This is a genomic window from Desulfuromusa ferrireducens (assembly GCF_055389805.1).
The window spans coordinates 728,736-740,874 of the sequence record NZ_AP042415.1; the positions used below are offsets into that span (position 1 = coordinate 728,736).

Below are 12,139 nucleotides of genomic sequence, written 5' to 3' on the forward strand. Positions count from 1 at the left end.
GGGGGACCAGATGTTAAAAATAGTATGCACCATGTTCGTTCTCGCTACGGTTATCCTACCTCAACCTGTCTTGGCTAAAAGCAATATTGATAAAGCCAGTGACTACGCCAAAATAGAAAAAACGTCTGAAGCAAGGCAGTTGTTGAATCAAGCCATTCTCGATGATCCATTGGATGCAGATGTTCATTACGAAGCAGGTCTCGTCTATGGTCAGTTGGGTATGTCCAGTGACTTTGACTTGGGGATGAAGAATGCCTGTAAGCTGGACAACTCATACTGCTCAAAAGTAGCTGAACCCTATATCACCAAGGGATTCAACTATCTAAGTCGTGGGAATCAACGATCTGGGGTCTCTTCTCTTGAGAAAGCAATCACCTACAACCCAGCAAAGAAGCAGGAATCGTTAAATAGTCTCTTGCGTTCTGGGAAGAGTCAGCTTGAAAAAGGGCAAATGCTGAATGCTGATATTTATTTGTCAGCACTGAGTCAACTGGACAGTTCGCAGAATCAGACCGTGAGTGACCTCTTCTATCAGTTCGGTCTCAGTTCAAATATTGATGGAATGCTGAAAGCGTTCCGTACTGCAAGTCGATATTCAAAGGGGAACAATGCTGCAATGGGCAGCTTTCTACTGGAAAAGGCAAATTCCAATAAAGATGATGAACGACTACTGGCAAACCTGAAAAAAGAACTACCTCAGTATCTTTCAGCTACAGAAATCACTGCAAAGTTCCCTATTACTCACATCGACCTGCCACCTAACGAGTGGTACGAAACGAAGCCGCTGGCTAAGGGTGAAGTAAGTGATGTTTGGATCAGAGGTCCTCGAGGATATACTACTAAAATAAGGATGGGTTCACATGACGGTAAAAAATACGTCGTCATAATGAAGAATGGAGAGGAAATTAACCTTAAAGAGGGAGATCGTTTACCAAAACGCTCAAACAGTTATTTCAAATTCAAAGCATTGGAAGACAATGCAATATGTGCTGCCAGATATGACAGGTTATAAATTTCCAAGTGGGCACAGCAAAGAGGCTCCCCCACTTTCATAGATTAACTGCCCAGATGTAGGTGGTTTGTTTTGCTCAAATGATTGCTGAGACTTGCATTATGACCTACGAAGAGCTTGAACAGTTCATTTCCACCAAGATGTCCATGAGTCATATCTATCAGCCCCTCCTGATAAGGTCTCTTGTTGAATCTGGTGGGGACAGTCACCACTTGACGATCCATTCAAAGCCCATTACATTATGTGGCAACAGAGAGGGGGCTTGAAGCTCTTACTCTGGAAGAGCCTCCAAGGTGACCCTCCCCAAGGTCCATCAATTTGTTGAGTCTCTTTTTTATTGATCATTTAGTTTAGCCAGTGTCTCCTCTTTGTTTTCCTCCCACCACTGCAGTAATTTTTGCGGATTCAGAACGTCACCGCTCTTATATTCTGTAATTACTTCAAAAGAATTTATACACACCTTTAAAACATCAAGACTCTCATCTCCTTTAATACATTTAACAATAGCTTCTAAAGATACCTTTTCTTTTCTTCCTGAAAGTGTTTTTGCTATCTGGCCCCTTAATTTCCATGCGGCATTAGGATTGACAAGGTTCGCTGCAAACACCTGAGTTTCTATGTCTTTGGGTTCAATTTTTTCACCGTTTTTTTTGTATTCTGTGCCAGCTATTCTACTTCCACCAATGTAAAACGACTTAACTCTTAGAATCTCTGCAATGACAGCAGTTTTCGATACATCTTCATTCACAAGTTCTTGAAGGCTTTCAAGAGAGTTTCTATCTCCAAGTATTGCTTTGTCTGCAAGTGCTACAAGATTGTTTCTTTGGGTAAGAATCTCAAGCTGGGACAAAACATCACCTTTTAGGTTGTTAACTTCAGAGAGAATACTGTTAGTTTGTTCTTTGGCTTGTTTCTCATTTACAGCTATTCTTTGATTCGCTTCTTCCAAGGCGGTATTTATCCGGTCTACGGTTTGGTCCACATCACTTATGACTGTTTCTGAAACACTCTTTGCAAACTCAGAGGCGGCATTCGCATTTTTCAGCACAGTATTTGATTCCTTGATGGCTGCACCCGAGTGTTCTTTAGCAGTTGATAAAACAACTTGGGCTTCCTGTCTGATTTGTCCGGCGTCCTCTTTAGCCGTTTTGAGTACCCTCTTTGCCTCGTCAAGAACCTCCTCTGCTTCCACTCGTTTCTTTTTTGTTTCAGCCATCTGAAAATAGCTCATTACGAACTGACCTCCAGCCAACAAGACCATGACCAAAGCTGTCGCAGTTGCTAAATGCTGCAGTACATTAATTATCTGACTTTGATGCCTTCCACACTGGTGACAAACTTTCGCAGTCAGAGAAATACTTTGAGAACAATGACTACATTCTTTAGTTTTTACTTCTGAACTCTCTTCGGTCATCGCTATCCCCCCATGTGTTTATCGAATGTTTAAGCACCGAGTCTACCAGACGTTGCAACCTCTCGCTAATAGCATTGTGTTCGCCAACACCGACGTCTTGCAATTCGTAATATTATCAGCAACATATACATTGACAAGCCATCTTTACATTGATGCTTTCAGTCTATCTTTTCATTATTTTATCTGCGGAGGGTTCAACCAATGACAGCAACCATCGACAACATGGAACTTGATATTATTGAAGACCATCACCTGATTATGCCGAAGCGACATACGGCTGATTACTTTTCTATGACAGCACAGGAAAAGAAAGACACTGAGACATTGCTGGTCATCCTGAAAAAACGACTGACTGAATCTGACACCACCATCAAAGGATTCAATGTGGGGATGAATTGCGGGGAGGTTGCTGGACAATCAATCCCCCATGCTCATATCCATCTGATCCCACGCAGAGAGGGAGATGTTGCAAATCCCAAGGGCGGGGTTCGGGGGGTTATCCCTGAGAAACAGCTGTACTGAAATCTAGTGCAGTTTACGTGCAGTAACGGAGACAATCCGAAACAATGAAACAGCATACCATACAGCGATGCAATTAATTGCATACAGGAGCCTACCCTGAGGATGTGATACTACTAGTAATCGACAGTGTATTTTATCGTGTGTAATTCCTGTGTAATCATGCTCAGAAAAGCCGAGAAATATAGAGAACTATCAAGGACTAAAGAATGCACCCCCCACACATAAAAACCTGCAATAACGGTGCATTGAGAACAATCGAGAACAAAAATTAACTTGCAATATAAACACTGAAAATCCTCGTGTCGGCAGTTCGATTCTGTCTCTGGGCACCATAAATATCAAAGGGTTACAGCTTTTGCTGTAACCCTTTTTTTGTTTTTGGTACCACATAGGTACCACTGTCTCGATTTGTCAACCAACACCACAATCCAGCCATCCCCCTGAGTTCAAAAAATCAACCGCCCGGTGAGCAGCGAGACCATGAGCTCCACCTCACACACGAAAGGCCACTGCTTCATTTTCGCACCACTACTGCTGCATCTATCAAGAATTATTGCTTTGGTGGTTAGTGGCCAAATTATCATGCCCAACTAGCGTCTCTACCTGACTTGCCTAGCTAGCCCATATCTGTCTTCCTTCGCTAGAAAAGATAGTTAGCTTCAAGTTGAGCCTCCTAGCTAACTTACTAGTTAGTGGCCAAGTTAGTGGCCAAGCTAGTGGCGTAGTTGTTTTCTGCATGCTATACTCCGCTATCATTGACAATAGCTAAGAAAAAAGGAGCTCATTGTGGTCCAAAATGTTCTCTACAACAAAGTTCAACAGATGGAACCAATGTTCCCCTCCGCCAATGGTGAAGAGCTAAATGATCTTGCCGTTGAGGTAATACGTCAGTCTGCGGCATTAGGGGGGAAACTGCACCCGCTGACCCGCAGGGGAGTTGTCGAGCTGGTACGCACAATGAACAGCTACTACTCCAACCTGATTGAAGGACACAATACCCATCCCGCTGACATCGAACGGGCCATGGCCCGCGACTTTTCAGATGAGCCCGCAAAGCGCGCCCTGCAAGTGGAGAGCGTTGCCCACATAGACGTTCAACGACTAATAGAACAAAGGCTCGTTGAAAACCCGGATGAAACCACCTGCTCCCAAACGTTTCTATGTTGGATTCACCAAGAATTTTATGAGCGGATTCCTGATGAATTCAGGAAGATCGAAACCCCAGACGGAGACATAAAAACAGTTATTCCAGGCAAATTGCGCGAAGATGAGGTCGAAATCGGTCGTCATCTTCCTCCTGCCTCAGAAAGCCTGGATTCGTTTATGATGCGCTTTGAGCAATGCTACGGGAATGTCAAACTAGGAGAGGTTCGAAAAGTAATAGCGACAGCAGCTGCACATCATCGTCTAGCTTGGATTCACCCCTTCTTAGATGGCAATGGCAGAGTGACACGCCTCTTCACACATGCCTATCTGGTCAAGGCACGTATTGACGGGCATGGGTTATGGACTGCTTCAAGAGGACTGGCACGAAACCGAACCGCCTATATGGAAGCATTGGCTGGTGCTGACGAACACCGACATGGCGACTTGGATGGGAGGGGGAACCTGTCCAACAAAGGCTTACTTGATTTCTGCACATTCTTTCTAAGGACGGCACTGGACCAAATTTCATTCATGTCAGAACGCTTAGAGCTCGATGGGTTTCTGCGTCGGCTAGAGGGGTATGTTGATCGACAGGTAAGCTTTGGAGAATTGCAGCCGGAAGCGAGTTACTTACTACAGGAAGCTTTTTTTCGTGGAGAAGTCCCAAGGGGAGAAGTTGCACGCATTACTGGCAAACCCGACCGATCGGCACGCCGCATTCTCAAAAATTTACTTGAAAAGAAACTCCTAACTTCAGATTCGGAAAGAGCTCCTGTTCGCTTAGCATTCCCAACCAAAGTCGCTGGATACTATTTTCCGCAACTCTATCCAGAGGGGGTGGAGATGACGGAAGGATAACCCCTGGCGTCACCAGAAACTGATGTACGCCGGGTCCAGCTAAACCGCCACCGACAAGCAACGAAACCGAAGAGCGGCCCCCTTGTCCACGTTGCCAAACCGTTTCACACCGGTCATCACCCTAATCCCCCCGAGCAACACGAGGTCCACCATGACCCAACCGGAAGATCGCTCAAGGCACCGAACCCCGCCGAAAAAACCACCAAAATGACCAACATCAATCGCCAAAAAACATCAATGCTTCGACACAAGACACCATATATGCCTCTTCAGCATTGCCAAAAGTAATTAACACCGGTAAAATCCCGGTCAATCCTCCAACACATTGCGTTAAAACACCCTAGAACAAAACGGAGGGGTTTAGTCCAACAGGCGTCTTTACGGCGGCTTCGCGTCGCAAAAACCCTTAATTCGTTAGCTTTCAATATTTATAAGCGAGAATAATATGAAATTTAAAATTATCTATCATGTAGGAGATAGATTGAGAATTGACACTAAGCTTATACCTGGGAAGCTTTCAATCGACAAAGAGATAATTAGTATTTCAGGTCAAACACCACTAGAGATAAAATTATCAACTTTAAAAAAAATAGAATTATTTAGACTACATGGCCTTGGCAGTATCATAGAAATCAACAATCAAGAAAAACGAATTTTCATAACTATTCCACATTTAAGCATTGCTGGTTTCCACACAAAGTCAAATCTAATAAAAACAGTAAACATATTTAAAACAATAGAGAACTACAATCAACATCAAAAGAAAACCAACCATCTAATCAACGCGGACGAAAAATACTTCTGCAATAAATTTGAATAGTTCGGTGGTGCTCAGGCAGTTCGTCGCCGCCGGTTAACTAAACCGTTGAGCGCTTCATGATGGAGATAAAATGAAAGATATAGAGTCTGAGAAAAAAATAGCTGTTTTGATTGATGCCGAAAATGCACAATATTCAGTATTGGGAGCGGTATTGTCAGAGCTGTCCAAGCATGGACACATCATTACAAAAAGGGCTTATGGTGATTGGAGTAGCAATCATCTTAAAAATTGGAAGCAGCCTTTAAATGAACTTGCTATTAATCCAGTTCAACAATTTTCCTACACTCAGGGAAAAAACTCTTCTGATGCCGCAATGATAATTGATGCAATGGATCTATTGTATTCCGGAAAGTTTGATTCATTTGCACTTGTCTCAAGTGATAGTGATTTCACAAAACTGGCTTCCAGGCTGAAAGAATCCCAGATTTACGTTTTTGGAGTTGGTGAGAAAAAAACCCCTACCGCCTTCAGAAACGCATGTGATGATTTCATCTCTACAGAGGTAATTAAAAACCCGGATTCAGACAAGCAAGATCCACCGAATGGCACGAATACAAGCAAAGGTCAGAAAAAAGAAAAAAATGATCTAAGGGGCGATACAAAACTTGTCAATATTTTAAGAAATGCGATTAGTGAATATGAAAATGACGATGGCTGGGCTCATCTCGCAAGCTGTGGTCAACTTATTAAAAAGCAATTTCCAGATTTCGATCCAAGAAACTATGGCTATCGAACACTTACTTTGTTAATTGAGGAAACTGACTTATTTGAAATTGAACGGCGCAAATCGGGCAGCGGAACGGTTCACGATATTTACGTAAGAGATAAAAGAAAATGACGCTTAACCAGCCAATCATATGTAGACATCCTCGCCGAAGGCACAGAGCTGAAACCGGCTGAGGGTGCGGATGTTCAGACCAGCGAAAGAGCGAACACCATCCCTATTCTCCTTCCATCAGGACAGCTAGCACACCACCATTTAAATCATTGCATCATTTAACAACCAACCCACTTTTTGCAAATCCAGCCAGCCCAGCAACTCCTATCTTTTCCCCTGCCACCAAGAGGGTCGCGCAGAAGAAAGGTACCGACTGCGGCGCATTACCACTCCCCATAACCAGATCAACTTTGACAGACCACCCTTTCGCAGTAAAATTCAATGACAACAAACGTAATTTTTCATCTTGCGAGGCGGATTGCTGGGATTCGTGTAACAAATCGCCCGGTGCAAGCAGACAGGAGCGTAGCAAATCGATGGACGAGACAACTTACAGCGTCAGCTTCGATCAGTTTGCGGCAGTACTTTTTGATCTGGATGGAGTCTTGACGGCTACGTCCAAAATTCACGCCATTTGCTGGAAACAGATGTTTGACGAATATCTGCAGCAGAAATCGCTGCTTTCCGGAGAAGCTTTTCAACCCTTTGACATTGATCAGGACTACCGTCTTTACGTAGATGGCAAATTGCGCCACGAGGGGGTGCAAAGTTTCCTTCAGTCACGGGCTATCGAGATCCCCTACGGGAGCACCGAAGATCTGCCTACGGAAGAGACGGTTTGCGGCCTGGGCAATCGCAAGGACAAACTGGTCGGTGAAATGCTAGCCGGCGGAAATGTCGGTGTTTACGAGGGATCAATTGCTCTGGTGCGCTATCTGCGCAGCAAGGACATCCGCACTGCGGTTGTTTCGGCCAGCAAAAACTGCGAAGCGGTCCTTCATGCCGCCGGGATTGCCGAACTGTTTGAGCTGCGGGTTGACGGCAAAGTGGCCGAATCCCTTGGACTGCCCGGAAAACCAGAACCGGCAACCTACCTCAAGGCTGCCGAACTCCTCGGTATTCCCCCGCAGCAGGCGATTGTGGTCGAAGATGCCATCTCCGGCGTTCAGGCGGGCCGGCGTGGTGGTTTTGGGCTGGTAATCGGCGTCGACCGGCATGGCGATGCCGAGGCACTTAGGGAAAACGGTGCCGACCTGGTGGTCAGCGATTTGGCAGTACTGCTACCGAAAATGCATTCAACATAAATTCCCGGAGTTGGCCCACGAAAGGAAAGGCCCGACAACGATGATTCGACATCAGACCCTCAATCCGCCACTGCATATCTACCCCATCAATCCGTGGAAGATCATCGAAACGACCTTTTATCCGCGCTTTCTGGCCCAAACTGAAACCCTCTTCTCCCTGGGCAATGGCTACCTCGGGCTACGGGGAACCTTTGAGGAGGGCAGCCCATATTTCCAGCGCGGCACCTTCATAAACGGTTTCCATGAAACCTGGCCGATTATTTACGGCGAAGACGCCTTCGGTTTTGCCAAAACAGGCCAGACCATGCTTAACGTCACCGACGCCAAAGCCATCGTTCTCTATATCGATGATGAGCCCTTTTACCTGCCGGCGGCCAGCATGCAGCTCTATCAGCGGACCCTGGACATGCAAGCCGGCACCCTTGATCGGGAGATCCTCTGGGAAACCCCGTCTGGCAAGCGGGTCCTGATTGAATCGCGTCGGCTGGTCTCCTTTCAACACCGACATCTGGCCGCCTTTTCCTTTCAGGTGACCTTGCTCAATGCCGAGGCGCCGGTTGTTATCTCTTCCGAACTGATCGGCGATCAGCCCAACCAGACCGGGGTCAATGATCCCCGCCAGGCAAAAGGCTTCAACAACCAGATTCTCATTCCTCAGCTGCATGACTGCCGGGACTTACGCCTGCTGATGGGACACCAGGCCAGCAGCAGCGGAATGACCCTGGCATGCGGGATCGATCATCAGTTCGAGACTGATTGCCCTTACACTTGGCATAGCGAGTGCGCGGACAATTACGGCAAGGTCTCCTTTCACATCGAAGGAAAACCGGGCAAACCGATTCAGCTGGTTAAGTTCGTTGCCTATCACAGCTCTCACAGCGCACCGGTGGCAAAGCTCTGCACCCGGTCAGAATGGACCCTGGATCGTGCACAAAAAGACGGTTTCAAAACTCTGCTGAAAAGCCAACGCAGCTATCTGGATGATTTCTGGCGCCGCAGTGATATCCAAATCGACGCTGATCCACAGCAGGAGCAGTCGTCGATGGCTGAATTCCAACAAGCCCTGCGCTGGAACCTGTTTCAGATTCTGCAGGCCTCAGGGCGGGTCGAAGGGGCCAGCATTCCGGCCAAGGGCTTAACCGGGCAGACCTACGAAGGTCACTATTTTTGGGACACGGAAATCTACGTCCTGCCCTTTTTGATCTACAGCGCGCCACACATCGCCCGCACGCTGTTACGCTTTCGCCACAGCATGTTAGATCAGGCCAGACAACGGGCGCGCGATATGAACCAGAAAGGGGCGCTGTTCCCATGGCGGACGATCAGCGGCGAAGAAGCCAGTGCCTATTATGCCGCCGGCACCGCTCAATATCACATCAATGCCGATATCATGTACGCATTACGCAAATACGTCGAAATTACCGACGATAAAGCGCTGCTCTACAACGAGGGGGCTGAGATGCTGGTCGAAACCGCCAGACTCTGGTTCGATCTGGGCTTTTTTTCACAACGTAAAGAGGGGCAATTCTGCATCCACAACGTGACCGGCCCCGACGAGTACACCGCCGTGGTCAATAACAACGCCTTCACCAACCTCATGGCCCGGGGAAACCTGCGTTATGCAGCCGAGACGGTTGACCACATGCAAAAAAACCATCCCGAGCCATTTGCCACCCTGGTCCATCGCACCGGACTGGAGCCACATGAGGTCGAACAATGGCAACAGGCCGCCGACCGGATGTACATCCCCTATGATGAGCAATTAGGCATCAACCCTCAGGATGACAGTTTCCTCGACCGTGAGGTTTGGGACCTCAAGGCCACTCCGCGCGACCGTTTTCCGCTGCTGCTCTATCATCATCCGCTGGTTATCTATCGCCACCAGGTGATCAAACAGGCCGACGTAGTACTGGCCACGTTCCTGCTCGGCAATGAATTTTCCCTAGAACAGAAAAAGCGCAACTTCGATTATTATGACCCGCTGACCACCGGTGATTCGTCCCTTTCCGCCGGTATCCAGGCGATTATCGCCGCTGAGATCGGCGACCTGGATCAGGCCCTCAAATACTCCCACTACGCCGTCCTCATGGATCTGGCCGATATTGGCGGCAACGTCAAAGATGGCTGCCACATCGCATCGATGGGTGGAACCTGGATGGTGGTCGTTTACGGCTTTGCCGGAATGCGGGATTACGCCGGACAGTTGAGTTTCGATCCCCACCTGCCCAAACAGATGAATCGCTTACAGTTTCCGCTATCCATCCGCGGGCAGGTATTGGAAGTGACGCTAAAGCAGGAGTCCGCAACCTATCTGCTACGCGAGGGAACGGAACTGGTCATTACGCACCAGCACGAGGAAATTCACCTGAAGCTCGGCAGCCCGATGGAGGTCGCTATCAAACCAGACCGACCATAGCCCGGTCACGGCCAGACTTTCTCAATTTCCCTGGCAGGGTTTAAACCCTTCAGCGTTCTGGCAGACTTTTGCCCTGCTCTTCAGCCAGGTAGCGCAATGACCACTCAGACCATTCACTGCCGAACGCGCTTCCTGGGCCTGGAAAATGGATCTAAATTCAACACTCAAGATTTATCGGGAAAGACTGGTTGTCAGTCATGAGGAAAAGTCCAGGTTAATTGCCAGGACAGACCGGCAACAAAGGACGACCCAGCGCCTCTAAATAGAGGGGTCAGAACAGAATATCTCTGGCAAAAGGACGATGCTTACGACGATCCTCTCCGGTGTAGGGAACACTCCGGTTACGCAATTTATCGCGACCAAGGCGAACCCAACCATCGGATCGCTCAAAAGAAATAATTCTCTTGGTGGTCAGCAAAAACTGCAATTCATCCTTACTGACTGTTCTTTCCGTACCATCTTTCAGGACGACAGGAACTTTCATGATAGAGACCTCCTTAGCCAGCCGGTTTTCGCGACAACCCAAAGCAAAAAAATGGATCAAATAAGAACGAGTAGGGACAAGACAGCAAATATCTACCCAGCGGTCCCACAGCTATTTACGGCCAGACTTACCCCCGCCAAAGCCAGCGCCGCCCCAGCCGTTATGTCTCGGCTCGGGAGGATAATCGGGCAGCGTTACCCCCCTGGCTATCGCCCGCTTCTGCATTTTTTCATGATGTTGGCGCCGAAACTGTTCGCGCTGCTCCAGGGTTTGCATGGAGCGCAGCTGCTCGCGATACTGATAACGCTCCCTTTCTGTCATCAACTGTGAACCATAAACCTTGTCATCATCATTGCTATGCTCCCTTTCGCGCAGCCGATCGCGATCCTGATCAGAAGACTGGTCATAAAGTCGGTCACGATCTCGATCTCGATCCTGGTCACTCGCAACCACACTCCCGGTGAGCAGCAAACAGATCCCAATTTGCCCCCAACTAGCGATACAAGAATAAAAACCTATCACTTAAAACTACCGAATTTTTAAAGCAAATCAAGATATGGATGCAGTTTTACAACCGCACTTTTTGAGTCGTAAGGCGAGCGGAGAATGGTCAGATGGGCGACGCTGATTCAAATCCTTATCCAAAATATCGAAATCAATACCAGGCTTCTTTTTTCAGTACCGCCTGCTGGCGGCGGTCCTCCTGTTTTCGGACTTTCTGCCATTTAAAGATCAAAGCTAGAGGTTCTTTTAAACCGGTGCCATCACGTTCAACTCTCTTCAAAATTTTCACCTGCGTATTCAGTGAGGAGGACGAGAATATCTTCCTGCGTCTTAGACTGCAGGTAGGGCCAATAAACACTCTCGCGCAAGATTCGGACCTCCTCAATAAACTCTTTACGGGAATAGTCCTTGTGCCGCGGTGGTTCCATTACGGGTCCTTTCTTATAATAATGCTGAGACAAAGTTTCCATAATGCTGGACCTCGAATCCTAGCAAAATAGAAAGATTTTTCAATCAGACGATAGTCGCGATAATGCCGCCAAAGGTATTACTGACGGGAAAGAGAGCAAACCAGAAATAGCGAGATCGCCAGGCAATTTCGCCGGTCATCCCAATAAGGAGAAAGCCTTCTCAAGTTAGCGACAATCTCGGGCAGGGTGGCAATGATCCGCTCAATGTCCTTCTCGTCAGGATAACGACTCAGACTGATCCACAACGATCCATGGATGGCTATATTCAGGGCGTTGGGGAGTCGCGCCAAATTGGCGACCGGATTACAGACGGCGGTTTCATTGTTGGCGAGCATGATACTCGCCAACAGGGTATCGTTGCGCAGCGGCTTCATATTGTCACCATGGTGACAATATGAAGCCGCTGTGGATTGACCAGAACGGAGCCGAACAGCACGGTATTATTGCTTTCTGTCGCCGAACCAGGAAACA

General features: G+C 47.6%; 12 protein-coding genes. 7 read left to right on the forward strand and 5 right to left on the reverse strand.

Annotated elements, in window-relative coordinates; all coding sequences use genetic code 11:
- The first annotated feature begins 10 nt into the window (after positions 1-10).
- A complete protein-coding gene (locus ACZ5PT_RS03215; RefSeq protein ID WP_464265366.1) occupies positions 11-1,012 on the forward strand; it encodes a tetratricopeptide repeat protein in 1,002 nt (333 codons plus the stop codon).
- Positions 1,013-1,346: 334 nt separating this feature from the next.
- Here the strand turns inward: ACZ5PT_RS03215 and ACZ5PT_RS03220 are convergent, their stop codons facing one another.
- Positions 1,347-2,426: a hypothetical protein gene (locus tag ACZ5PT_RS03220; protein ID WP_464265367.1), complete on the reverse strand. Its 1,080-nt coding sequence runs from the start codon at positions 2,424-2,426 to the stop codon at positions 1,347-1,349.
- 201 nt (positions 2,427-2,627) lie between these two features.
- On the opposite strand from ACZ5PT_RS03220, the gene ACZ5PT_RS03225 reads away from it, so the two are divergent.
- The 6 genes from ACZ5PT_RS03225 (at position 2,628) to ACZ5PT_RS03250 (ending at position 10,210) form a co-directional block, all read left to right on the forward strand.
- Entirely contained in the window at positions 2,628-2,948 is a 321-nt protein-coding gene (locus ACZ5PT_RS03225; protein ID WP_464265368.1) for an HIT family protein, read from the forward strand.
- 786 nt (positions 2,949-3,734) lie between these two features.
- Positions 3,735-4,952 (forward strand): Fic family protein, encoded by a 1,218-nt coding sequence (locus ACZ5PT_RS03230; RefSeq protein ID WP_464265369.1) that lies wholly within the window; start codon positions 3,735-3,737, stop codon positions 4,950-4,952.
- Positions 4,953-5,397: 445 nt separating this feature from the next.
- Positions 5,398-5,772, forward strand: a complete 375-nt coding sequence (locus ACZ5PT_RS03235; protein WP_464265370.1) for a hypothetical protein — start codon at positions 5,398-5,400, stop codon at positions 5,770-5,772.
- A 70-nt stretch (positions 5,773-5,842) separates the two neighbouring features.
- Positions 5,843-6,610, forward strand: a complete 768-nt coding sequence (locus tag ACZ5PT_RS03240) for an NYN domain-containing protein (protein WP_464265371.1) — start codon at positions 5,843-5,845, stop codon at positions 6,608-6,610.
- Between the two features lie 416 nt (positions 6,611-7,026).
- Positions 7,027-7,794, forward strand: a complete 768-nt coding sequence (locus ACZ5PT_RS03245) for an HAD family hydrolase (RefSeq protein WP_464265372.1) — start codon at positions 7,027-7,029, stop codon at positions 7,792-7,794.
- 40 nt (positions 7,795-7,834) lie between these two features.
- Entirely contained in the window at positions 7,835-10,210 is a 2,376-nt protein-coding gene (locus ACZ5PT_RS03250) for a glycoside hydrolase family 65 protein (RefSeq protein ID WP_464265373.1), read from the forward strand.
- Positions 10,211-10,481: 271 nt separating this feature from the next.
- On the opposite strand, the gene ACZ5PT_RS03255 is transcribed toward ACZ5PT_RS03250, so the two are convergent.
- The 4 genes from ACZ5PT_RS03255 to ACZ5PT_RS03270 all read right to left on the reverse strand — a co-directional run bounded on the left by ACZ5PT_RS03255 (position 10,482) and on the right by ACZ5PT_RS03270 (position 12,042).
- A complete protein-coding gene (locus ACZ5PT_RS03255; protein WP_464265374.1) occupies positions 10,482-10,694 on the reverse strand; it encodes a GSU3473 family protein in 213 nt (70 codons plus the stop codon).
- A 111-nt stretch (positions 10,695-10,805) separates the two neighbouring features.
- On the reverse strand, positions 10,806-11,147 hold the full coding sequence (locus tag ACZ5PT_RS03260) for a hypothetical protein (protein ID WP_464265375.1): 342 nt from the start codon (positions 11,145-11,147) through the stop codon (positions 10,806-10,808).
- Positions 11,148-11,349: 202 nt separating this feature from the next.
- A complete protein-coding gene (locus tag ACZ5PT_RS03265; protein ID WP_464265376.1) occupies positions 11,350-11,478 on the reverse strand; it encodes a hypothetical protein in 129 nt (42 codons plus the stop codon).
- A gap of 267 nt (positions 11,479-11,745) precedes the next feature.
- Positions 11,746-12,042 carry a hypothetical protein gene (locus tag ACZ5PT_RS03270; RefSeq protein ID WP_464265377.1) on the reverse strand — a complete coding sequence of 99 codons (297 nt, stop codon included), beginning with the start codon at positions 12,040-12,042 and terminating at the stop codon, positions 11,746-11,748.
- Positions 12,043-12,139: the final 97 nt, after the last annotated feature.

What these genes read in the sequence shown, in the direction of transcription:
- ACZ5PT_RS03220 (WP_464265367.1), bottom strand. Translation starts at nt 2,426, where the DNA reads ATGACCGAAGAGAGTTCAGAAGTAAAAACTAAAGAATGTAGTCATTGT.
- ACZ5PT_RS03270 (WP_464265377.1), bottom strand. Translation starts at nt 12,042, where the DNA reads ATGAAGCCGCTGCGCAACGATACCCTGTTGGCGAGTATCATGCTCGCC.
- ACZ5PT_RS03250 (WP_464265373.1), top strand. Translation starts at nt 7,835, where the DNA reads ATGATTCGACATCAGACCCTCAATCCGCCACTGCATATCTACCCCATC.
- ACZ5PT_RS03255 (WP_464265374.1), bottom strand. Translation starts at nt 10,694, where the DNA reads ATGAAAGTTCCTGTCGTCCTGAAAGATGGTACGGAAAGAACAGTCAGT.
- ACZ5PT_RS03235 (WP_464265370.1), top strand. Translation starts at nt 5,398, where the DNA reads ATGAAATTTAAAATTATCTATCATGTAGGAGATAGATTGAGAATTGAC.
- ACZ5PT_RS03215 (WP_464265366.1), top strand. Translation starts at nt 11, where the DNA reads ATGTTAAAAATAGTATGCACCATGTTCGTTCTCGCTACGGTTATCCTA.
- ACZ5PT_RS03240 (WP_464265371.1), top strand. Translation starts at nt 5,843, where the DNA reads ATGAAAGATATAGAGTCTGAGAAAAAAATAGCTGTTTTGATTGATGCC.
- ACZ5PT_RS03245 (WP_464265372.1), top strand. Translation starts at nt 7,027, where the DNA reads ATGGACGAGACAACTTACAGCGTCAGCTTCGATCAGTTTGCGGCAGTA.
- ACZ5PT_RS03225 (WP_464265368.1), top strand. Translation starts at nt 2,628, where the DNA reads ATGACAGCAACCATCGACAACATGGAACTTGATATTATTGAAGACCAT.